Consider the following 21241-nt stretch of genomic DNA (forward strand, 5'->3'; position numbering starts at 1 on the left):
GGGATCGCCGATCAGTCGTAGGTGACGGAGACGCTGTCGCTGGCGGCCAGGGCCTGGCAGGCCAGGATGTAGCCCTCGTCGAGGTCGGTCTGGTCGAGCACCTGGTTCCGCAGCATCGTGACCTCGCCGGCGGTGATCCGGCACGCGCACGCGCTGCACGCGCCCTCCCGGCAGGAGAACGGTGCGTCGAGGCCTTTGTCGCGCAGCAGGTCGAGCAGCTTCGTGCCGGCCGGCCAGTCCAAGGTGTGCTGTTCCCCGTCGAGCGAGACCTCGACGGTGCTGCTGGCGCCCTCGACGGCAGGCGCAGGTTCGACGTCGAACGGGTCGTCGGTGAGCGAGACGAACCGCTCGATGTGGACGCGCTTGCGCGGCACCCCGAGCTCGCGCAGCGCGTGCGTGACCTCGTCCATGAACGGCAGCGGCCCGCAGAGGAAGAACTCGCGCTCGGTGAACGGGCGAGCCAGCTCGACCAGCTGCGCCTGCGCGGGCAGGCCCTGCACGCTCTCCAACCAGTGCAGGACCACCAGCCGGTTCGGATGTGCGGCGGCGAGCGCGCGCAGCTCGGCAGCGAAGATCACCGACTGCTCGTCGCGGTTGGCGTAGAACAGCACCAGCTTGCCGCGGCCCCGCGCGAGCACCGCGCGCACGATCGAGATGACGGGCGTGATCCCGCTGCCGGCGGCGAAGAGGACGAGGTCGTCGTCGAGCGAGCGCGGGGTGAACGTGCCCGCGGGCGGCAGCGTGTCCAGCTCCATCCCGACGGCGACGTTGTCGCAGATCCAGTTGGAGCCCCAGCCCTCGTCGACGCGCTTCACGGTGACGGTCAGCCGGTCGCCCTCGTGCGGCGAGCTGGACAGCGAGTAGCACCGGGCCAGCGCCGCGCCCTCGGGCCCAGGGATGCGCAGCGTGAGGAACTGGCCCGGCCGGTAGGCGTAGTGCTGCGCCAGCTCGGCCGGCACCTCGAGGACGACCGAGCGCGCGTCGGGTGTCTCCGCGACCACCTCGGCGACGCGGAGCCGGTGCGCCCGCGGCTCAGCCACCGTGCACCGGGAGTCGGCCGGCCGCGACCGCGGCGTCGATGCTGCCGTGCAGGTCGGCGCACCCGGTGCTGGCCAGGTAGGCCTGGCAGCGGTGCACCGCCTCCGCGGTCCACTGGATGCTCGTCTGCGCGAGGCTGCTCTTCCTGACCAGCGCGCACGCCCCGCAGCGCCGACACTCGACGGCCGTCAGCCCGTCGACGAGGTGGGCGCGCCGGTCGGCCGCGGTGGCCGCGGCGAGCTCGCGGGGGTCGCGCAGCGGCCCGGTCACGGCACGCCGGACTCGCGGCGGCGCAGGTTCGCGGCCACCTCCTCCTCCCACGCCTGCACTGCGCGGGTGGTGTCGACCTCGAACTCGAACCGCTGCGTCATCTCCTCGGTGACGTCGGCGACGTCGACGTAGAACTGCTCGTACCAGCGCCGCAGCTGGTAGACCGGCCCGTCCTCCTCGCAGAGCAGCGGGTTGTCGATGCGGGTCTTGTTCTTCCAGATCTCGACGTCCTGCAGGAACCCGACGCCGGTGCCCTTCGCGAACTTCGCGGCCAGCCGGTCGGCGTCGGCGTCGGAGATGCCCGGCGGCTTGCGCACGATGACGCCCCACTGCAGCACGAACGAGTCGGCGGTGACGGGGTAGTGGCAGTTGATCAGGATCGTCTCGATCGTGAAGCCCTTGTACTCGTTCCAGAGCTTGTCGATCATGTACGACGGCCCGTAGTACGAGGCCTCCGAGCGCGCGATGTTGTCCGCGCCCGAGTACGTCGAGCCGGAGCCGATGTCCGCGCGGCCCCGGGTGTTGAGGTTCTGCGTGGCGATGTGGCCCTCGAAGATGTTCTTGAAGTACGTCGGGAACGCGTAGTGCACGTAGAAGAAGTGCGCCATGTCGACGACGTTGTCGATGATCTCCCGGCAGTTCGAGCCCTCGATCCGGACCGAGTCCCAGGTCCAGTTGCTCCACTCGTCGGAGAACGCGCCCTCGACGCGCGGGATGATCACCTCCGGTGGCGGCGGGTTGCCCTCCGGGTCGTGCCACACGAACAGCTGCTTGTTCTCCACGAGCGTGATCCACGATCGCGTCCGGGCCCGCGGCGGCACCCGCTTCGCGTACGGGATGCCCACGCAGCGGCCGTTGCCGGCCCAGCGCCAGTCGTGGAACGGGCAGGCCACGGCGTCGCCCTTGACGCTGCCCTGGGAGAGGTCGCCGCCCATGTGCCGGCAGTAGGCGTCGAGCACGTGCGGCTCGCCGGCCGAGTCGGCGAACACCACCAGCTTCGTGCCGAACGCCTCGACGGCGTGCGGCTTCCCGTCCAGGAACGGCTCGGCGAGGCCGAGGCAGTGCCAGCCGCGCGCGAACCGCGTCGGCACCGTGCCGACGTCGATCGTGCGCACCGCGTCGTCCGGGGTCATCGCATTCCTCCGCTTGCTCGGTCGACGCGCTCGGTCCTGGCACCGGTCGCCAGGTCGAGGGCGGCGACGTACCCGCCGGTCATCGCGGGTCCGATGGTCGCTCCGGCGCCGGCGTAGGTGTGGCCCATCACCGCCGCGCTCGCGTTGCCCGCGGCGTAGAGCCCGTCGACGGCCGTGCCGTCCTCGCGCAGCACGCGCCACCGCTCGTCGACGCGCAGGCCGCCCTTCGTGCCGAGGTCTCCCGGCACGATCCGCACGGCGTGGAACGGGGCGGTCGACAGCTCCGCGAGGCTCGGGTTCGGCCGTTGCCGCGGGTCGCCGTAGTACTTGTCGTACGCGCTCTCGCCGCGGCCGAACTGCTCGTCGCGGCCGGTGCGGGCGAAGCCGTTGAACTCCGCGACCGTGGCCGTCAGCGCGTCCGCCGGCACGTCGATCGCGGCGGCGAGCTCGGGGAGCGTCGTGGCGGTGTGCACCGCGCCGACCTTGCGCCAGCGACCGGGGAAGGGCTGGCGCGGACCGAGGCCGGCGAACGGGTAGCGGTTGCGATAGCGCTGGTCGAGGACCAGCCACGCCGGGATGTGGCTGACGCCGGTGGCGTGCCCCGCGTACATCGCGTGCACGGCGTCGACGTACGGCGCCGCCTCGTTGACGAACCGCCGGCCAGCGCCGTTGACCATGATCGAACCGGGCAGCGTGCGCTCGGCCAGGCAGAAGTAGGGGCCGCCGCTGAGCGGGATCGACGGGCCCCACCACGCGTCGTCCATGAGGTCGACGGCCGCGCCGAGCCGCTGACCGGCCTCGATGCCGTCGCCGGTGTTGGTGGCCGCACCCGTCGTCCACGCCGTGCCGATCGGGGCCTGCTGGTAGCGCTCGCGCATGGCCGCGTTGTGCTCGAACCCGCCCGACGCGAGGATCACCCCGCGGGTGGCCCGGATGAGCCCGTCGGCGACCCGCACCCCGACCACGCGGTCGTCGTCCACCTCCAGGTCGACCAGCGGGACGCCCAGCCGCACCGGCACGTCCGCAGCGAGCAGGCCCGCGCGCAGGCCGGCGGCGAGCGCCTGGCCCATCGTCAGCACGCGGCGCCGCAGCACCGTCGAGAGCACCCGCCGGCCGGCCACCCGCCCGGCCCGCAGCACGCCCCGCGGGTGCCGGGTGACCAGGTTCAGCCAGCGGAAGTCGGCCTGCGTGATCGTGATGCCGGCCGGCGTCGCGATGTACGGCGGGTTGAGGTGGACCAGCTCGGCGCCGAGCACGCGCGCGTCCAGCGGCCGGGGCTCGATGCTGCGCCCCTCCGGGACGCCGCCGGGCGCCTCGGGGTAGTAGTCGGCGTAGCCGGGCACCCAGGCGAATTCGAGGGGGGTCTTCGCGAGGACGAGGTCGAGCATGTCCGGGCCGTGCCGCAGCAGTGCGGCGCGCCGAGGTTCGGCGATCTGGTCGCCGAGCAGGTGCTCCAGGTAGGCCGCGGCCTGCTGCGGGGAATCGCGCACCCCGGCCTTGCGGAGCACCGTGTTGTCAGGGACCCACACGCCGCCGCCGGACCGGGCCGTCGACCCGCCGAAGCACTCCGCCTTCTCCACGACGACGGCCGTGAGACCGTGGTGCGCAGCGGTCAGCGCCGCGGTCATCCCGGCGGCACCGCTGCCCACCACGACGACGTCGAACTCGTCGACCGCCATCTCGCCTCCCCGTCGCTCCGAACTAGAACAGGTTATAGAAATCGCGTCCGGCGCGCTACGGTGACCGCGAGAACGCGTTGCAATCCGGAGGTGGCCGGTGGATCTTCGTGACGAGCTGACCGCCGACGTCGTGATCGTGGGTTTCGGCGCGGCGGGCGCGTGCGCCGCGATCGAGGCGGCCCGCGCCGGTGCGGAGGTCGTGCTGATCGACCGGTTCGCCGGCGGCGGCGCGACCGCGCTCTCCGGCGGGGTGGTCTACGCCGGCGGCGGCACCGAGTACCAGCGCGCGGCCGGCGTCGACGACACGCCCGACGCCATGTTCGCCTACCTGAGCCAGGAGATCGGCGACGCGGTGTCGCCCCGAACCCTGCGCCGCTTCTGCGACGAGAGCGCCGCCATGGTGGCGTGGCTCGCCGAGCTGGGCGTGCCGTTCGAGGGCAGCCTGTGCCCGTACAAGACGTCGTACCCGAGCGACCGCCATTACCTCTACTTCTCCGGCAGCGAGGCCTCCGGTGGCTTCCGCGACGTCGCGCCGCCGGTGCCGCGCGGGCACCGTGTCCGCGCGCCGGGAACGTCGGGCAAGGCGCTGTTCGCGCACCTCGCCGCCGCCGTCGAGAGCCTGGGCGTGCGGGTGCTGACGCAGACCACGGCCCAGCAGCTCGTCCTCGACGGCGAGCGCGTCGTCGGCGTGGACTGCGCGGCGCTCTCCGGTGCGCCGGTGGCCGCGCACCGGGCGCTGAGCCGCTACGCCACCAAGCCCGGCCTCTACGTGCCGCCGCTGCGGCGGCTCCTGCACGGGCGCGCCGCCGCGATCGAACGCCGCTCCGCCCGTCCGTTGCGGGTGCGAGCCCGGCAGGGCGTCGTGCTGGCGGCCGGCGGGTTCGTCGCCGACCGGGCGATGCTGCGCGCGCACGCGCCTGCCTACCGGGGCGGGCTTCCGCTCGGCACCGCCGGAGACGACGGCAGCGCCATCCGGCTGGGCGTGGCCGCCGGCGGGGCGACGGCCCGGCTCGACTCCGTCTCGGCGTGGCGGTTCATCACGCCGCCCAGCGCGTTCCTCAGCGCGGTGCTCGTCGGACCGGACGGGCGCCGGATCTGCGACGAGTCCCGGTACGGCGCCGCCATCGGCCGCGCGATGATCGAGGAGCACGGCGGCCGCGGCTGGCTGCTCGTCGACGCGCCGCTGGTCGCGGAGGCGCGGCAGCAGCTGCACGACCAGACGGTGTGGTTCCAGCGCATGCAGGCGCGGCACATGCTGGGCGCCCTGCGGGTCAGCGGGTCGACGGTCGAGGACGTCGCCCGCGCGGCCGGGCTCGATGCCGTCGGGTTGCGGGCCACCCTCACCGCGCACAACGACGCCGCCCGCGCAGGTGCCCCGGACCCGGCCGGGAAGCCGGCTGAGTTCGTCCGGCCGCTGCTCACGCCACCGTTCTCGTTGATCGACGTCTCGGTGCGCCCGAGCCGGTTCTACCCCTGCCCCATGCTGACGCTCGGCGGGCTCGTCGTGGACGAGGACACCGGCGCCGTCCTGCGCGCCGACGGGGCACCGATCGCGGGCCTGCACGCCGCCGGGCGCTCAGCTGTCGGGCTCTGCTCGAACTCGTACATCAGCGGGCTGTCGCTGGCCGACTGCGTCTTCTCGGGCCGGCGCGCCGGACGCCGGCTCGCCGGGGTCGACAGAAACGAGAACGCGTTCTAGTCTCGGCCCATGGGTGGGAACGTCGTCGAGGCCGTGGGTGAACTGCTGCCGGCGTTGCGGGAGCGCGCGCAGGAGGCCGAGGACGCCCGGCGCGTGCCGGAGGAGTCGATCAAGGCGCTGCAGGAGGCCGGGCTGTTCCGGCTGCTCCAGCCGAAGCGCTACGGGGGAGCGGAGGCCGACCCGACGACGTTCTACACCGCGGTCCGGTCGATCGCGAGCGCGTGCGGCTCCACCGGCTGGGTCGCGTCCGTCGTCGGGGTGCACCCGTGGCAATTGGCGCTGTTCCCCGAGCAGGCGCAGGACGACGTGTGGGGCCCGGACCCGCACACCCGGCTCTCGTCGTCGTACGCCCCGACCGGCCGCGCGGTGGCCGTCGACGGGGGCTACCGGCTGAAGGGCCGCTGGAGCTTCTCCTCCGGCTGCGACCACGCCACCTGGGTGCTGCTCGGCGGCATCGTCACCGACGCCGACGGCAACCAGATCGACTTCTGCACGTTCCTGCTGCCGCTCGGCGACTACGCGATCGAGGACGTGTGGGACACCGTCGGGCTGCGCGGCACCGGCAGCAACGACATCGTCGTCGAGGACGCGTTCGTGCCGGCGCACCGCGCGCTGAGCTTCGCCGACACCTCGCGCTGCCGCTGCCCCGGCCAGGAGGTCAACCCCGGCCCGTCGTACCGGCTGCCGTTCGCGTCGGTGTTCTCCTACGCGATCACCACGCCGATCATCGGCATGGCCACCGGCGCGTACGACGCGCACGTCGCGTACATGCGTGAGCGGGTGCGGGCGTCGTTCGGCGGCAAGGCGGCCGCGGACCCGTACTCGCAGGTGCGGGTGGCCGACGCCGCCGGCGAGATCGACGCCGCCTGGCTGCAGCTCGAACGCAACATGGCGGAGCTCATGCGGCACGCCACGGCGGGGGAGAAGATCCCGATGACGCTGCGGCTGCAGGTGCGCCGCGACCAGGTCCGCGGCACCGGACGGGCGATCGCCGCCATCGACACGCTGTTCGAGAACTCCGGCGGGCGCGTCCTGAAGAGCGGCACGCCGATCCAGCGGTTCTGGCGCGACGCGCACGCCGGCCGCATGCACGCCATCAACGACCCGGAACGGGCCATGTCGATGTTCGGCGCCGCCGAGTTCGGCGCCCCCGTCCAGGACGCGATGATCTGATGACGGTCGCCACCACCAGCTACGAATCGACCAGCCGCACCGCGCAGGTGGCCCCTGACCTGCGCATCCACTACCACGAGGCCGGCGCCGAGCACGACACCGCCGTGGTGCTGCTGCACGGGGGCGGGCCCGGCGCGTCGGCGTGGAGCAACTTCGGGCCCAACGTGGAGGTCTTCGCGCGGGCGTTCCGCACGCTCGCCGTCGACCAGCCCGGCTACGGCCGCTCCGAGGGCCCCGTCGGCAAGGAGCAGTACTTCACGCAGAGCGCGGACGCGCTGGCCGGGCTGCTCGACACGCTCGGGCTCGCGAAGGTGCACCTGGTGGGCAACTCGCTCGGCGGCGGCACCGCGGTGCGGTTCGGGCTGCGCCACCCCGACCGGGTGAGCCGCATGGTGCTGATGGCCCCCGGCGGGCTCTCGCTCAACGTCTTCGCGCCCGACCCCACCGAGGGCATCAAGCGGCTCTACGAGTTCGCCGCGCCGCCGGGCCCGAGCAAGGAGAAGCTCGCGGCGTTCCTGCGCACCCTCGTGCACGACCGGTCGCTGGTCACCGACGAGCTGATCGACGAGCGGTTCGCGGCGGCCAGCGACCCGGCCGCGCTGCGCGCGATGGCCGCGATGGGCGCCACGTTCAGCGACCCCGCGACGTACGAGGACGGGATGCTCTGGCGCGAGGCACACCGCCTGCGGCACCAGGTGCTGCTGATCTGGGGCCGGGAGGACCGGGTGAACCCGCTCGACGGCGCGCTCGTCGCGCTCAAGCTGATCCGGCGTGCGCAGCTGCACGTCTTCGGCGGGTGCGGGCACTGGGCGCAGCTGGAGAAGTTCGAGGAGTTCAACCGGCTCGTGACCGACTTCCTGGACGGGAGCGCAGCAACATGATCCAGTCGCTCGCCTACCTGCGCATCGAGGCCACCGACGTGGCCGCGTGGCGCGAGTTCGGGCTCAAGGTGCTCGGCATGGTCGAGGGCAAGGGCAGCGACCCGGACGCCCTCTACCTGCGGATGGACGACTTCCCCGCCCGGCTCGTGATCCTGCCGGGTTCGCAGGACCGGCTAGCGGCTGTGGGGTGGGAGGCGGCGAACGCGGCCGCGCTCGACGAGGTGCGCCGCGCGCTGGAGGCCGCCGGGGTGCCCGTCAAGGAGGGCACCGCGGCGGAGTGCGCCGACCGGAAGGTGCACGAGCTCATCTCGTTCGACGACCCGTCGGGCAACGCGCAGGAGGTCGTCCACGGCGTCGCGCTGGAGCACCGGCGCGTCGTCAGCCCGTACGGGCACACGTTCGTCACCGGCGAGCAGGGGCTCGGGCACGTCGTGCTCTCGACGCACGACGACGAGGCGTCGCTGCGGTTCTACCGCGACGTCCTCGGCTTCAAGCTGCGCGACTCCATGCGGCTCCCGCCGCAGATGGTGGGCCGCCCCGCCGACGGGCCGCCGGCGTGGCTGCGGTTCTTCGGCTGCAACCCGCGCCACCACAGCCTCGCGTTCCTGCCGATGCCGACGCCCAGCGGGATCGTGCACCTGATGGTCGAGGTCGGGCACACCGACGACGTCGGGCTCGCGCTGGACCGCGCGCTGCGCCGCAAGGTGCCGATGTCGGCGACGCTCGGCCGGCACGTCAACGACCTGATGCTGTCGTTCTACATGAAGACGCCCGGCGGCTTCGACGTCGAGTTCGGCACCGAGGGCCGGCAGGTGCGCGACGACGACCGCTGGGTCGCGCGGGAGAGCACCGCGGTGAGCCTGTGGGGCCACGACTTCAGCGTGGGCATGCGGAAGTGACCCGGGCGCTGGTGGATCCCGACCGGTTCCGCACCGTCCTCGGGCACTTCGCCACCGGCGTCACCGTGGTGACGGGGTGCGCCGACGGGGTGCCGGTCGGGTTCGCCTGCCAGGCGTTCGCCGCGCTCTCGCTGGACCCACCGCTCGTGCTGTTCTGCCCGGGCCGCAGCTCCCAGACGTGGCCGGTGATCTCGCGTTCGGGCCGGTTCTGCGTCAACGTGCTGTCCGCGCGGCAGCAGGACCTCTCCCGCCGCTTCGGCTCCCGCGGCGCCGACAAGTTCGCCGGCGTCTCGTGGACACCGTCGCCCGGTGGCGCGCCCGTCCTCGACGGGGTGCTGTCGTGGGTGGACGCGGAGATCGAGACCGTGCACTCCGGCGGGGACCATCATGTCGTCGTCGGGCGGGTCACTGACCTGGACGCTCGGGACGGGGACCGGCCGCTGCTGTTCTACCGGGGCGGCTACACGGTCACCGAGGTCGTCGCCCCGCCGCCCACGCCCGCAGGTGAGGTGCTGGAGTCCTTCCTCACCTGGCCGCAGCACGACAACTGGCTCTGACCAGCCCCGGCTTCCGGTGTGCGCGGCCCGCGCCCCGGTCAGTGTTCGGTGATCAAGGGCAAAATGTCACTGCGGAAGATCAACTGACGACGTTTTGCCCTTGATCACGGATGTCCGAGGTTGCGGCCCCTCCGCGGCTCCGCCGGGGCGCGCATCGGGCCCCGGCCGGCGCGGGCTGTGGTGATCATGGAAAACGTTGCTCGCGGAGATCGACAGGCCACGTTTTGCCCATGATCGACGACCGGGACCGCGGCCCCGGTACGCGCGGCCAACGCCCCGGCCAGCGTTCCGTGATCAAGGGCAAAAGGTCGCTCCGGAAGATCGACTGACGACATTTGCCCTTGATCACCGGCAACCCGGGCGCCGGAAGCCCGCGCCGCCGGACCTCAGATCCGCTCGAGGATCGTCCCAGTCGCCAAGGCTCCCCCTGCGCACATGCTGATGAGCGCCGTCGAGGCGTCACGGCGCTCCAGCTCGTGCAACGCCGTGGTGATCAACCGGGCCCCGGTGGCCCCGACCGGGTGGCCGAGCGCGATGGCCCCGCCGTTGACGTTGACCCGCTCGGGGTCCGGCCGGTGCACGCTCGCCCAGGACAGCGGGACGGAGGCGAAGGCCTCGTTGACCTCGAACAGGTCGAGGTCGCCGATCTTCATGCCGCTCTTCTCGAGCACGCGCGCGGTGGCCTGGACGGGCCCGTCGAGGTGGTAGTAGGGCTCGGCGCCGACGAGGCACTGGGTGACGATGCGGGCGCGCGGGCGCAGGCCGAGGGAGTGGGCCCGGTCGGCGTCCATCAGCAGCACGGCGGCGGCGCCGTCGGAGATCTGCGACGAGGTGCCGGCGGTGTGCAGCCCGTCGTCGAGGACGGGGCGCAGGCCGGCGAGCCCCTCCAGGCTCGTCTCGCGCAGGCCCTCGTCGCGGTCCACCGTGGTCTCGCCGACCTGCACGGGCACGATCTCGCGCGCGAACCGCCCCTCGGCGACGGCAGCGGCCGCGCGGGTCTGCGAGAGAAGGCCGAACCGATCGACGTCCTCCCTGGTCAGCGACCGGCGCTGCGCGATGCGCTCGGCGGCGACGAACTGGTTGGGCAGGTCGATGTCCCACGAGTCCGGACGCGGGGTGCCGGCACCCTCGCCGACGTTGGCGCGCAGCGGCACGCGGCTCATCGCCTCGACGCCGCACGCGATCCCGATCTCGATCGCGTCGACGCCGATCAGGCCGGCCACCAGGTGGGTGGCCTGCTGGGCGGAGCCGCACTGGCTGTCGACGGTGGTCGCGGCGGTGGCGTGCGGCAGCCCGGCGTGCAGCCACGCCGTGCGGGTGATGTTGTTCGACTGCTCCCCGGCCTGCGTGACGCAGCCGCCGATCACCTGCTCGACACTCGCCGGATCGAGCTGCGTGCGCTCCAGGAGCCCGCGCAGGGCGGCGCCCAGGATCTCCGCGGCGTGCAGCCCGGAGAGGGCGCCGCGGCGCCGGCCGATCGGGGTGCGCACCGCGCCGACGATGACTGGACGGCCCATGATGCCAAACTAGAACACGTTGCCGTTTTGGACAAGTTCGGCCCCGTCCGACCCTCCCTTCTGTCCGCGGAATGTGCTTGACTCGGTGTAGAACACGTTCCAGTCAACCGCGGAGGTTGCCGTGACCGATGTCCGGATCCCGGACGGGTTCGACTTCACCGATCCCGACATCTACGCGGACCGCGTGCCGCTGCCCGAGCTCGCCGAGCTCCGCCGCACCGCCCCCGTGTGGTGGAACGCGCAGCGCCGCGGCAGTGCCGGGTTCGACGACGAGGGCTACTGGGTGGTGACCAGGCACGCCGACGTCAAGGCGGTGTCGCTGGACAGCACGCTGTACTCCTCGCGGGAGAACACCGCTCTGGTCCGCCTTGCCGAGGGCACGACCCGCGAGCAGATCGAGATGCAGCGGTTCATCATGCTCAACACCGACGCGCCGCAGCACACGGCGCTGCGCGGCATCGTCTCGCGCGGGTTCACCCCGCGCGCGGTGAACGGGCTGCGGGACGCCCTCGCCGAGCGGGCCGAGCGGATCGTGCGCGGGGCGCTCGCCGAGGGCACCGGCGACTTCGTCACCGACGTCGCGTGCGAGCTGCCGCTGCAGGCCATCGCCGAGCTGCTCGGCATCCCGCAGGACGATCGGCGGAAGATCTTCGACTGGTCCAACCAGATGATCTCCTACGACGACCCGGAGATCGACGTCGAGCCGATGGCGGCCGCCGTCGAGCTGCTGGGCTACTCGATGGCGATGGCCGAGGAGCGCAAGCGCTGCCCCATGGACGACATCGTCACCACGCTGGTTCAGGCCGACGTGGGCGGGACGAGCCTCACCGCCGACGAGTTCGGGTTCTTCGTCCTGATGCTGTCGGTGGCGGGCAACGAGACCACCCGCAACGCGATCACCCACGGGATGATGGCGCTGCTCGACCACCCCGAGCAGTGGGAGCGCTACAAGGCCGAGCGCCCCGCCACCACGGCCGACGAGATCGTGCGCTGGTCGACCCCCGTGGTGGCGTTCCAGCGCACGGCGATGGGCGACACCGAGCTCGGCGGGCAGCACATCCGCAAGGGCGACCGCGTCGCGATGTTCTACAGCTCCGCGAACTTCGACGAGGAGGTCTTCACCGACCCGGAGACGTTCGACATCACCCGCAGCCCCAACCCGCACCTCGGTTTCGGCGGCCACGGCGCGCACTACTGCATCGGCGCGAACCTGGCCCGCCTGGAGATCGACCTGATCTTCAACGCGATCGCCGACCACATGCCCGACATCACCCGGGCCGGCGCCGCCAGCCGGCTGCGTTCCGGGTGGATCAACGGGATCAAGGCGTTCCCCGTCCGCTACGCCTGAGGAGGCGATACGTGAGAACCCGCGCCGCGGCGCTGCTGGAGCAGCCCGGCAAGTGGCAGGTCATCGACATCGACGTCGACGAGCCCGCCGAGCACGAGGTGCTCGTCCGGTTCGTGGCGGCGGGGCTGTGCCATTCCGACGACCACGCCGCGACCGGTGACATGCCGGTCGGGAAGTTCCCGCTGATCGGCGGGCACGAGGGCGCCGGGGTGGTGGAGGCGGTCGGCCCGGGCGTGCGCGCGCTGGCGGTCGGCGACCACGTCGTCGCCCAGTTCGTGCCGTCGTGCGGGCGGTGCCGCGCCTGCACGTCCGGCGGCGGCAACCTGTGCGATCTCGGCATGTACGCGCTGGCCGGCAGCATGCCCGACGGCACGTTCCGGGCCCACCACAACGGCGCCGACGTCGGCCAGATGACCATGGTGGGCACGTTCGCCGAGCACGCCGTCGTCTCGGAGTACTCGCTGACGAAGATCTCGCCCGACATCCCGTTCCAGGTGGCCGCCCTGCTCAGCTGCGGGGTGCCGACCGGTTGGGGCTCTGCCGAGTACGGGGCCGAGGTCAAGGCAGGCGACACCGTGATCGTGATGGGCACCGGCGGGGTCGGCATGAACGCGGTGCAGGCCGCTGCCGCCCGGGGCGCCGCCTACGTGATCGCGGCCGACCCCGTCGCGTTCAAGCGGGAGCAGGCGCTGAAGCTGGGCGCCACCCACGCCTTCGCGAGCATCGACGAGGCCGCCGACTTCGCGCGCTCCGTCACCGGCGGCCAGGGCGCCAGCTCGGCCGTCGTCGCGGTCGGCGTCACGACGGGCGAGCACGTGGCGCAGGCGGTGAACGCGATCGGCAAGTTCGGCATCGTCGTGGTCACCGGCATCGGCAACTACCTGGCCGAGGGCCTGCCCATCAACCTGTGGCTGCTCTCGATGATGCAGAAGCGGATCCAGGGCGTGATCTTCGGGATGGGCACGCCCCCGTTCGAGATCGCGCGGCTGGCCGACATGTACCTGGCCGGCCGCCTGAAGCTGGACGAGCTGGTCACGACGACGTACCGCCTGGACGAGGTGAACCAGGCCTACGCGGACATGCACGCCGGGCGCAACATCCGCGGGGTGATCCTGCACGGCGGGTAGGGTGATGGGGCGCTGCGCTTACGCCTGCCGCAGCGTCCCCATCGCGCGCTCGAACTCCCAGAACGCGCGCATCGAGCGGATGAGCCCGTCCGGCCCGACCCGGTAGACGAAGACGCCCTCGGTGTCGATCCGGGAGCCGCCGGGGAGGTACGAGGTGATCGTGCCGACGTTCGCGACCTCGTCGCCCGCGGCGAACGAGTCGTGGACGGCGAACGTGATGCGCTCGGCGTTGGCGATGGCCTTGTCCCAGAACGCCGCGATGCCCGCGGGACCGTGGTGTCCCGCGCCTTCGGGGTCGAAGATCGACGGTCCGACGGGGTCCTCGATGACGGCGTCCTCGGCGAAGAGGGTGAGCCACTCCTCTTTGGCGCCGCGTGACACCGCGTCCATGGAGCGGCGGGCCGCGGCACGCGCGGGGTGTTCGACCTCGGTGGCCGTCATGGTGTGCTCCTCACATCTTCGTGATGACCGTGTCCGCGAACCGCTTGATGCTGTCCTGCTTGGCCGAGAGCGGCCCGTCGAACCCGACGCCGTCGGCGAGCCACGGCACGACGAGCGCGTCGGTGACGCCGATGTCGGCCTGCTGCCGGTATCCGTCGAGGCCGAGGCGGTCGATGCACACGGCCTGGATCTCGAACGGCTCGTCGGCGCGGCCCAGCTCGGCCCGCAGTGCCGATAGCTTCCCGATGATGTCGCGCAGGTCGGCGAACTTGATCATCGCCGACGACCAGCCGTCGTGCCGGGCGGCCCGGCGCAGGCCGGCCTCGGTGTGCCCGCCCACGTAGATCGGGACGGGCTGGGTGGGTGCCGGGCTCATCTGCAGCCCGCCGAAGTCGAAGAACTCGCCGTGGTGCGACACCATCCCGCCGCCGAGGATCAGCTGCAGCACCTCGATGGCCTCGTCGGCGCGGCGGCCGCGGTGCGCGTACGGGACGCCGCACCACTCGAACTCCTCCGGCGCCCAGCCGAGCCCGACGCCGAGCCCGAACCTGTTCCCGGTCAGCACCGCGACGGACCCGACCTGGCGCGCGAGCACGACCGGGTGCCGGGACCCGAGCTTGAGCACCTGCGTGTAGAAGCGGATCCGGGAGGTGACCGCGCCCATCGCCGCCGCGGCGGCGAGGGGGTCGACCCACGGCGTGTTCGCGTCCCAGAAGCGGCTGCCGTCCGGCGTGTACGGGTACTTCGCCGACGCCGTCTCCATGTAGAACATCGAGTCCGGCAGCGCGATCGACGCGAAGCCGCACTCCTCGGCGGTGCGGGCCAGCTCGGTCAGCTGGTCCAGCGGGCTCAGCGCGATCGCCAGCGAGAACTTCACCGTGCACCTCCCGGTTTCGCCGCGCCGACGACCCACATCGCGTAGAACTGCGACCCACCGCCGTACGCGTGGCCGAGCGCGGTGCGCGCGCCGTCGACCTGGTGCTCGCCGGCCCGGCCCATCACCTGCATCGCGGCCTCCGCGAAGCGCAGCAGCCCGGACGCGCCGATCGGGTTGGACGACAGCACACCCCCGGACGGGTTGACAGGCAGCCGCCCGCCCATCTCGGTCTCGCCGGCCTCGGTGAGCCGCCACCCCTCGCCCTCCGCCGCGAAGCCCAGGTTCTCCAGCCACATCGGCTCGAACCAGGAGAACGGCACGTAGATCTCGGCGGCGTCGATCTCGGCCAGCGGGTCGGTGATCCCGGCCTCGGCCCAGAGCGCGGCGGCCGCGTCCCGGCCGGCCTGCGGGTTGACCTGGTCGCGGCCGGCGAACGTCGTCGGCTCCGTGCGCATCACTGTCGCGTGGATCCAGGCCGGCCGGTCGACGGCGTCGCCGGCCGCCTCGTCGCCGATCACCATCGCGCACGCCCCGTCGGAGGACGGGCAGGTCTCGTCGTAGCGGATCGGGTCCCACAGCATCTTCGACGCGCGCACCGACTCGAACGTGATGTCGGGCTGGTGCAGGTGCGCGTACGGGTTGCGGGCGCCGTTGCGGCGGTCCTTCACCGCCACCAGCGCGCCGATGTGGTCGGGTGCCCCGGAGCGGCGGATGTACGAGCGGACGTGCGGCGCGAAGTACCCGCCCGCGCCCGCGCCGACCGGCATCGAGAACGGCGGCACGATCGACAGCGCCCACATCGCGTTGGACTCGGACTGCTTCTCGAACGCCACCGCCAGCACCCGCCGATGCACGCCCGCCTGCACCAGGCTCGCCGCGACGACGGCCGTCGAGCCGCCGACCGAGCCCGCGGTGTGCACCCGCAGCAGCGGCCGCCCGGTCGCGCCGATCGCGTCGGCGAGCATCAGCTCGGGCATCATCACGCCCTCGAACAGGTCGGGCGCCTTGCCCAGCACGACCGCGTCGATGTCGGGCCAGTCGACGCCGGCGTCGGCCATCGCGCGGTCGATCGCCTCCCGGCACAGCCCGGCCATGGAGACGTCGGTGCGCCGGGCCGTGTGGTGGGTCTGCCCGGTGCCGAGCACCGCGGCGAGCTGTGCCGCCATCAGGACCGCCCCTCCATCACGCAGATCAGGTTCTGCTGCAGCGCCGGCCCGCTCGTGGCGTGCGCGAGCACCCGCTCGGCCGCGCCGCGCATCACCCACCCGGCCGCCTCGCCGATCCGGATCAGCCCGGCGGCGAACATCGGGTTGCCGCACAGCGGCCCACCGGACGGGTTGATCCGCACATCGTCGGCCAGCCCGAGCTCCCGGCGCAGCAGCAGCTCCTGCGACGTGAACGGCGCGTGCAGCTCCGCGACCTGCACCCCGTCGATGCCCGCTGCCGCGGCCGCAGCGCCGGTCGACGGGGAGCGGCGGAGATCCCGCGCCCCGAGCACGGGGGAGTCGACCCGGTGCTCCAGCCCGGTGATCCAGGCCGGCCGCTCGCACAGGTCACGCGCGACCGACCCGGCGGCCAGCACCACCGCCGCGGCCCCGTCGGTGACGGGTGCGCAGTCGTGGGCGCGCAGCGGGTCGGCCAGGTAGGGCGCGTCGAGCAGAGCGCCGGCCTCGGTCTCGCCGCCCAGCTGCGCGAACGGGTTAGCCGCACCGTCGGCTCGGCTGCGTGCGGCGACCTCGGCCATCTCCTTCTCGCTCCACATCCCGGCCTCCAGGCCCAGGCGGGCCTGCAGCGCGGCGATGCTCACCGAGTCCGGCCAGAGCGGCGCGACGAGGTAGGGGTCCAGCTGCAGCGCCAGCACCCGGCGCAGCTGCCCGGCCGAGGACTTGCCGAAGCCGTACACGAGCGCGGTCTCCACCTGCCCGGTGCGGATCTTCACCCACGCCTCGTACAGCGCCCATGCCGCGTCGGCCTCCACGTGCGACTCGACGATCGGCGGGAACGCCCCGATCGCGTCCACGGCCGAGACGAACGAGAACGCCCGCCCGGCCAGGTAGTCCGACGAGCCCGAGCACCAGAACCCGACGTCACGCCGCGACAGCCCCGTGGCCTCCAGCACCTCGGTGAACAGCGGCACCAGCATCTCGACGCCGTTCGTGGTGCCCGTCGTGCGCCGGACCTGCGGCGCCTGGGCGAACCCGACGACGGCGATGTCGGTAGTCACAGATGCTCCGCGTAGGACTCGAAGGGGGCGTCCGGCTCACCCGTGGGCCGGAAGTGCTCGACGTTCTCCAACGTGGTGCCCCACTGCTCCCGCGGCTTCCACACGGCCTCGACGCGCATGCCCATCCGCACCTCCTCGGCCGCGACCCCGAGCACGAGGTGCAGGAACGCGATGTCGGCCCCGTCGAGCAGCACGTACGCGGCGACGTAGGGCGGCTGGATGCGCTGGCCCAGGAACGGCACGTTGACGATGCAGAACGTGGTGACGGTGCCGCGGTCGGGGAGCTCGACCTCCTCCTCGGTCGGCACCCCGTCGGTGGGGCACGCACCGCGCGGCGGCACGTACACCTTCCGGCAGACCGGGCAGCGCTGGCCGACGAACCGGCCCTCGGCGAGCGCGCGCAGGTAGCTGCTCTCCTGCACGGACGCCGTGTGCTCGTAGCTCAGGTGCACCGGCGTGGTCACCATGGTCACCGGGTCCGTCCCCCCTGGCCCAACCACCGGCGCAGGCCCGTCGATCGGCTCGAAGCAGGCGATGTCGGTGATCGCCCCGACCCGATCGGCCGCCCAGCGCACCCGCACCCGCATGCCCGTCCGGATCCGGTCCGGCGAGCCGACGTCGACGGCGTGCAGCATCGCGGTGTCGGCGCCGTCCAGGCGGACGAGCGCCCACGCGAAGGGCCGGTCCAGCGGCTGACCGGGCAGCGGGTCGGGCATCCACGACCACGTCTCGACGAGGCCCTCGGCAGCGACCTCCACCGGCTCGTGCAGTGCCTGCGCGGTGCCCGGGTCGTACTCCGCAGGCGGGACGAGCACCCGCCCGTCCGATCCACGGACCCCTTCGACGCGGCCGTCCCGCAGGCCCGTCATGAAGCGGGAGAGGACCGGCCCCAGCGAGCGCGTGTAGTCGAACCCCACCTCGAGCGGGGCCGCGAGCGGCGCCTCCGTGGTAGCCATGGCCAGAAGTAGAACAGGTTCTCGCTTTGTGTGGCAAGGTGAGGCGCATGCAACTCGGGCTGCAGCTGGGGTACTGGGGTGCGGGGCCGCCGGCCGACGTGCCGGAGCTGATCGTCGAGGCGGAGCGGTGCGGCTTCGACGCTGTGTTCGCGGCGGAGTCGTGGGGCTCCGACGCGTTCACCCCGCTGGCCTGGTGGGGTGCGCGTACAGAACGAGTGCTGCTCGGCACGTCGGTCGCGCAGCTGTCCGCGCGCAGCCCGACGGCGTGCGCCATGCACGCGCTGACCCTCGACCACCTCTCCGGCGGGCGAGCGGTGCTCGGCCTGGGTGTCTCCGGCCCGCAGGTCGTCGAGGGGTGGTACGGGGCGCCGTTCGGCAAGCCGCTCGCGCGCACCCGCGAGTACGTGTCGATCGTCCGGCAGGTGCTCGCCCGCGAGCAGCCGGTGCGCAGCGCCGGCCCGCACTACCCGCTGCCGTTCACCGGCGACGGCGCCCTCGGGCTGGGCAAGCCGCTGCGCCCGATCACCCACCCGCTGCGCGCCGACCTGCCGATCTGGCTCGGCGCGGAGGGCCCGCGCAACGTCGCGCTCACCGCCGAGATCGCCGACGGCTGGCTGGCGATCTACTGGTCGCCGCGGCTCGGGCCGATGTACGAGGAGTGGCTGGCCGACGGCTTCGCCCGACCCGGCGCCCGCCGGCAGCGGGCCGACTTCACCGTGGCCGCGTCGTGCCAGGTCGTCGTCACGGACGATCCCGGGCCGGAGATCGCGAGGCTGAAGGGCTCGATGGCGCTCTACCTCGGCGGCATGGGCGCGCCCGGGATGAACTTCCACGCCGACGTTTTCGGGCGGATGGGCTACGCGGCGGAGGTGGCCGAGATCGGCCGGCTCTTCCGCGACGGACGCCGCGCCGAGGCCGCGGCCGCGGTGCCCGACGAGCTCGTCGCGGACATCGCGATCATCGGTCCGGCCGAGCACGTGCGGGCCGAGGTGGCGCGCTGGGAGAAGGCTGGGGTGGGCATGCTGATCGTCGGCTGCCGCAGCGTCGAGCAGGTGCGCGCCCTGGCGGGCGCCCTTGCCGTCGAGTGAAACAGGTTCTAGTTTCCTGGGTGTGACAGCCCTGGGACTGTGGAACATCGCCGCCGAGAAGCCCGACCTGACGGCCGTCGTCGACCCCGACGGGACGAGCGTGACCTACGGGGAGCTCGCGGCCGCAGCGGACCGCTACGGCCGCGGGCTGCAGGAGCTGGGCCTGCAACCCGGGGACGCGATCGTGCTGATGCTCCCCAACGGGATCGACATGCTCGCCGCGCACTTCGCCGCGCTGCAGACCGGCCTGTACACGGTGGCCGTCAACTGGCACCTGGTAGGCCCGGAGGTGGCCTACATCCTGGGCGACAGCGGCGCGAAGGCGTTCGTCGCCCACGAGCGGTTCGCCGACGTCGCCGTCGCGGCGGCGGAGGAGGCGGGGTTCACCGAGAAGGCCCGGTTCGCGGTCGGCGCGGTACCGGGGTTCCGGCCGCTGGCCGAGCTCGGCGCCGGGCAGATCGGCCGTCCCGACGTGCGGACGCTCGGCGCCCCGATGCTCTACACGTCCGGCACGACGGGCCGGCCCAAGGGCGTGCGCCGCCCGCTGACCGGCGCCGACCCGGACGACGTGCCCGGCGTCGGCATGTGGTTCTTCGGGATCTTCGGCATCGGCCCGCACGACGGGCACGTGCACCTGTGCGGCTCGCCGCTGTACCACACGGCCGTCCTCAACTTCGTGACGATCTCCATCCAGCTCGGGCACACCGCGGTGCTGATGGACCGCTGGACGCCGTCCGAGATGTTGCGGCTCATCGAGGCGCACCGGGTGACGCACAGCCACATGGTGCCGACCCAGTTCTCCCGGCTCCTCGCGTTGCGGGAGGAGGAGCGGACGCGGTACGACCTGTCGTCGCTGCGCACGATGATCCACGGTGCGGCGCCGTGCCCGCAGGAGGTCAAGCGCCGGATGCTGGAGTGGTGGGGCCCCGTTGTCGTCGAGTACTACGCGGCCACCGAGGGCGGCGGCACCACGATCATGGCGGACGAGTGGCTGGGCAAGCCGGGGTCGGTCGGCAAGGCCTGGCCGGGCTCGGTCGTGAAGGTGCTCGACGACGCCGGCAACGAGCTGCCGCCGGGCGAGCCGGGCCTGGTCTACATGCGAATGGGCACCTCGTCCTTCCAGTACCACCGCGACGAGGAGAAGACCCGCGCCGCGCGCGTCGGCGACCTGTTCACCCTCGGCGACGTCGGCCACCTCGACGAGGACGGCTACCTCTTCCTGCACGACCGCAAGGCCGACATGATCATCACGGGCGGGGTGAACGTGTACCCGGCGGAGATCGAGGGCGAGCTGGCAGCCCACCCCAAGGTCGCGGACGTCGCGGTCTTCGGCATCCCGCACCCCGACTGGGGCGAGGAGATCAAGGCGGTCGTGCAGCCCGCCGACGGCGTCGAGCCCGGCGCGGAGCTCACCGAGGAGCTGCTGGCGTTCGCGGCCGGTCGGCTGGCCAAGTTCAAGCTGCCGCGCACCGTGGACTACGTCGACGAGCTGCCGCGCGACCCCAACGGCAAGCTCTACAAGCGCCGCCTGCGCGACCCCTACTGGGCTAGCGCCCCTGGAACCGCGGAGCCCGCTTCTCGGTGAACGCCCGCGGGCCCTCCTTGGCGTCCTCGCTCTGGAAGACGGCGGTGCCGAGCTTGGCCTCCAGGCGGAAGGCCTCGTTCTCCTCCATGCCCTCGGTCTCGCGGATGGTGCGCAGGATCGCCTGTACGGCGAGCGGCCCGTTGGCGGCGACGAGCTCGGCGAGCTCCAGCGCCTTGTCGAGGGCCTTCCCGTCAGGCACTACGTGGCCGATGAGCCCGAGCTGGAGCGCTTCGGGTGCGGTGATGTGCCGTCCGGTGAGCAGGAGCTCCGCCGCCACGGTGTAGGGGATCTGCCGGGGCAGCCGCACCGCGGAGCCGCCGAGCGGGAAGAGGCCCCAGCGCGCCTCGGACACGCCGAACCGGGCGCTCTCCCCGGCCACCCGGATGTCGGTGGCCTGCAGGATCTCCGTGCCGCCGGCGATCGCCGGCCCTTCGACGGCGGCGATGAGCGGCTTCGTCAGCCGCCGGCCCTTGAGCAGAGGCGCGATCACGGAGAGGTCCCAGCCGCCGCCGCTGAACGAGTCGCCGGGATGGCTGCTCGTCATCGCCTTGAGGTCGGCGCCGGCGCAGAACGCGCCGCCCGCGCCGGTGAGGATGCAGGCCCGGATGCCCGGATCGCGATCGACCTCGTCCCAGGCCTCCCGCATGATCGCCATCATCTCGGCGGAGAGCGCGTTGCGGGCCTCCGGCCGGTTCATCGTGACGATCAGGACCGCCCCTCGTCGCTCGACCAGGCAGTGGGTCATCCAG

Annotated in this window: 20 protein-coding genes; 9 read left to right on the top strand and 11 right to left on the bottom strand. The window is 72.7% G+C overall.

Going from position 1 to position 21241, the window contains the following annotated elements:
• Positions 1–11: 11 nt before the first annotated feature.
• The 4 genes from ACQEVB_RS15035 to kstD are packed head-to-tail and all read right to left on the bottom strand — an operon-like array spanning position 12 to position 4120.
• On the bottom strand, positions 12–1040 hold the full coding sequence (locus ACQEVB_RS15035) for a 2Fe-2S iron-sulfur cluster-binding protein (RefSeq protein WP_432970765.1): 1029 nt from the start codon (positions 1038–1040) through the stop codon (positions 12–14).
• On the bottom strand, positions 1033–1308 hold the full coding sequence (locus ACQEVB_RS15040; protein ID WP_432970768.1) for a hypothetical protein: 276 nt from the start codon (positions 1306–1308) through the stop codon (positions 1033–1035). Before ACQEVB_RS15040 ends, ACQEVB_RS15035 begins: the two co-directional genes overlap by 8 nt.
• Positions 1305–2441, bottom strand: coding sequence for a Rieske 2Fe-2S domain-containing protein (locus ACQEVB_RS15045; protein WP_432970771.1), 1137 nt, complete (start codon positions 2439–2441; stop codon positions 1305–1307). Before ACQEVB_RS15045 ends, ACQEVB_RS15040 begins: the two co-directional genes overlap by 4 nt.
• Positions 2438–4120, bottom strand: coding sequence for a 3-oxosteroid 1-dehydrogenase (gene kstD, locus ACQEVB_RS15050; RefSeq protein WP_432970774.1), 1683 nt, complete (start codon positions 4118–4120; stop codon positions 2438–2440). Before kstD ends, ACQEVB_RS15045 begins: the two co-directional genes overlap by 4 nt.
• Before the next feature lie 97 nt (positions 4121–4217).
• Here kstD and ACQEVB_RS15055 point away from each other — a divergent pair, with 97 nt between their 5' ends.
• From ACQEVB_RS15055 to hsaB, 5 genes are read left to right on the top strand one after another with little or no spacing between them, the layout of a single operon-like run.
• Positions 4218–5819, top strand: coding sequence for an FAD-binding protein (locus ACQEVB_RS15055; RefSeq protein ID WP_432970777.1), 1602 nt, complete (start codon positions 4218–4220; stop codon positions 5817–5819).
• A gap of 9 nt (positions 5820–5828) precedes the next feature.
• Positions 5829–6992: a 3-hydroxy-9,10-secoandrosta-1,3,5(10)-triene-9,17-dione monooxygenase oxygenase subunit gene (hsaA, locus tag ACQEVB_RS15060; protein WP_432970780.1), complete on the top strand. Its 1164-nt coding sequence runs from the start codon at positions 5829–5831 to the stop codon at positions 6990–6992.
• Positions 6992–7873, top strand: a complete 882-nt coding sequence (hsaD, locus tag ACQEVB_RS15065) for a 4,5:9,10-diseco-3-hydroxy-5,9,17-trioxoandrosta-1(10),2-diene-4-oate hydrolase (RefSeq protein WP_432970783.1) — start codon at positions 6992–6994, stop codon at positions 7871–7873. Before hsaA ends, hsaD begins: the two co-directional genes overlap by 1 nt.
• Entirely contained in the window at positions 7870–8772 is a 903-nt protein-coding gene (gene hsaC, locus ACQEVB_RS15070; RefSeq protein WP_432970787.1) for an iron-dependent extradiol dioxygenase HsaC, read from the top strand. Before hsaD ends, hsaC begins: the two co-directional genes overlap by 4 nt.
• Positions 8769–9329 (top strand): 3-hydroxy-9,10-secoandrosta-1,3,5(10)-triene-9,17-dione monooxygenase reductase subunit, encoded by a 561-nt coding sequence (gene hsaB, locus ACQEVB_RS15075; protein ID WP_432970790.1) that lies wholly within the window; start codon positions 8769–8771, stop codon positions 9327–9329. The genes hsaC and hsaB overlap by 4 nt, the downstream gene beginning before the upstream one ends.
• Before the next feature lie 386 nt (positions 9330–9715).
• Here the strand turns inward: hsaB and ACQEVB_RS15080 are convergent, their stop codons facing one another.
• On the bottom strand, positions 9716–10846 hold the full coding sequence (locus tag ACQEVB_RS15080; RefSeq protein ID WP_432970793.1) for a steroid 3-ketoacyl-CoA thiolase: 1131 nt from the start codon (positions 10844–10846) through the stop codon (positions 9716–9718).
• Positions 10847–10967: 121 nt separating this feature from the next.
• Between ACQEVB_RS15080 and ACQEVB_RS15085 the strand changes: the two genes are divergently transcribed.
• Together ACQEVB_RS15085 and ACQEVB_RS15090 are read left to right on the top strand one after the other, a co-directional pair.
• Positions 10968–12194, top strand: coding sequence for a cytochrome P450 (locus tag ACQEVB_RS15085; RefSeq protein WP_432970796.1), 1227 nt, complete (start codon positions 10968–10970; stop codon positions 12192–12194).
• Positions 12195–12205: 11 nt separating this feature from the next.
• Positions 12206–13321 carry an NDMA-dependent alcohol dehydrogenase gene (locus ACQEVB_RS15090; protein ID WP_432970799.1) on the top strand — a complete coding sequence of 372 codons (1116 nt, stop codon included), beginning with the start codon at positions 12206–12208 and terminating at the stop codon, positions 13319–13321.
• A gap of 18 nt (positions 13322–13339) precedes the next feature.
• Here ACQEVB_RS15090 and ACQEVB_RS15095 read toward each other — a convergent pair whose 3' ends face one another.
• Genes ACQEVB_RS15095 through ACQEVB_RS15115 form a run of 5 tightly spaced genes read right to left on the bottom strand, consistent with a single transcriptional unit; the run spans position 13340 to position 17819 of the window.
• Entirely contained in the window at positions 13340–13762 is a 423-nt protein-coding gene (locus tag ACQEVB_RS15095; protein WP_432970802.1) for a nuclear transport factor 2 family protein, read from the bottom strand.
• Between the two features lie 10 nt (positions 13763–13772).
• A complete protein-coding gene (locus ACQEVB_RS15100) occupies positions 13773–14639 on the bottom strand; it encodes a TIGR03619 family F420-dependent LLM class oxidoreductase (RefSeq protein ID WP_432970805.1) in 867 nt (288 codons plus the stop codon).
• A complete protein-coding gene (locus tag ACQEVB_RS15105; RefSeq protein WP_432970808.1) occupies positions 14636–15805 on the bottom strand; it encodes a thiolase domain-containing protein in 1170 nt (389 codons plus the stop codon). Before ACQEVB_RS15105 ends, ACQEVB_RS15100 begins: the two co-directional genes overlap by 4 nt.
• On the bottom strand, positions 15805–16863 hold the full coding sequence (locus tag ACQEVB_RS15110) for a thiolase domain-containing protein (RefSeq protein ID WP_432970811.1): 1059 nt from the start codon (positions 16861–16863) through the stop codon (positions 15805–15807). Before ACQEVB_RS15110 ends, ACQEVB_RS15105 begins: the two co-directional genes overlap by 1 nt.
• Positions 16860–17819: a Zn-ribbon domain-containing OB-fold protein gene (locus ACQEVB_RS15115; RefSeq protein ID WP_432970814.1), complete on the bottom strand. Its 960-nt coding sequence runs from the start codon at positions 17817–17819 to the stop codon at positions 16860–16862. The genes ACQEVB_RS15110 and ACQEVB_RS15115 overlap by 4 nt, the downstream gene beginning before the upstream one ends.
• Positions 17820–17866: 47 nt before the next feature.
• Here ACQEVB_RS15115 and ACQEVB_RS15120 point away from each other — a divergent pair, with 47 nt between their 5' ends.
• The gene (locus ACQEVB_RS15120) at positions 17867–18907 is read left to right on the top strand and encodes an LLM class F420-dependent oxidoreductase (RefSeq protein WP_432970817.1); all 1041 of its coding nucleotides are present in this window, start codon (positions 17867–17869) and stop codon (positions 18905–18907) included.
• 22 nt (positions 18908–18929) lie between these two features.
• On the top strand, positions 18930–20492 hold the full coding sequence (locus ACQEVB_RS15125) for an acyl-CoA synthetase (RefSeq protein WP_432970820.1): 1563 nt from the start codon (positions 18930–18932) through the stop codon (positions 20490–20492).
• On the opposite strand, the gene ACQEVB_RS15130 is transcribed toward ACQEVB_RS15125, so the two are convergent.
• Positions 20455–21237, bottom strand: coding sequence for a crotonase/enoyl-CoA hydratase family protein (locus ACQEVB_RS15130; RefSeq protein WP_432970823.1), 783 nt, complete (start codon positions 21235–21237; stop codon positions 20455–20457). The genes ACQEVB_RS15125 and ACQEVB_RS15130 overlap by 38 nt on opposite strands.
• Between the last annotated feature and the right edge of the window lie 4 nt (positions 21238–21241).

It is taken from the genome of Pseudonocardia sp. CA-107938 (assembly GCF_050936315.1).
In the GTDB taxonomy this organism is placed as follows: domain Bacteria; phylum Actinomycetota; class Actinomycetes; order Mycobacteriales; family Pseudonocardiaceae; genus Pseudonocardia.

What these genes read in the sequence shown, in the direction of transcription:
- ACQEVB_RS15095 (WP_432970802.1), bottom strand. Translation starts at nt 13,762, where the DNA reads ATGACGGCCACCGAGGTCGAACACCCCGCGCGTGCCGCGGCCCGCCGC.
- ACQEVB_RS15105 (WP_432970808.1), bottom strand. Translation starts at nt 15,805, where the DNA reads ATGGCGGCACAGCTCGCCGCGGTGCTCGGCACCGGGCAGACCCACCAC.
- kstD (WP_432970774.1), bottom strand. Translation starts at nt 4,120, where the DNA reads ATGGCGGTCGACGAGTTCGACGTCGTCGTGGTGGGCAGCGGTGCCGCC.
- hsaC (WP_432970787.1), top strand. Translation starts at nt 7,870, where the DNA reads ATGATCCAGTCGCTCGCCTACCTGCGCATCGAGGCCACCGACGTGGCC.
- ACQEVB_RS15120 (WP_432970817.1), top strand. Translation starts at nt 17,867, where the DNA reads ATGCAACTCGGGCTGCAGCTGGGGTACTGGGGTGCGGGGCCGCCGGCC.
- ACQEVB_RS15115 (WP_432970814.1), bottom strand. Translation starts at nt 17,819, where the DNA reads ATGGCTACCACGGAGGCGCCGCTCGCGGCCCCGCTCGAGGTGGGGTTC.
- hsaA (WP_432970780.1), top strand. Translation starts at nt 5,829, where the DNA reads ATGGGTGGGAACGTCGTCGAGGCCGTGGGTGAACTGCTGCCGGCGTTG.
- hsaD (WP_432970783.1), top strand. Translation starts at nt 6,992, where the DNA reads ATGACGGTCGCCACCACCAGCTACGAATCGACCAGCCGCACCGCGCAG.
- ACQEVB_RS15130 (WP_432970823.1), bottom strand. Translation starts at nt 21,237, where the DNA reads ATGACCCACTGCCTGGTCGAGCGACGAGGGGCGGTCCTGATCGTCACG.
- ACQEVB_RS15080 (WP_432970793.1), bottom strand. Translation starts at nt 10,846, where the DNA reads ATGGGCCGTCCAGTCATCGTCGGCGCGGTGCGCACCCCGATCGGCCGG.
- ACQEVB_RS15045 (WP_432970771.1), bottom strand. Translation starts at nt 2,441, where the DNA reads ATGACCCCGGACGACGCGGTGCGCACGATCGACGTCGGCACGGTGCCG.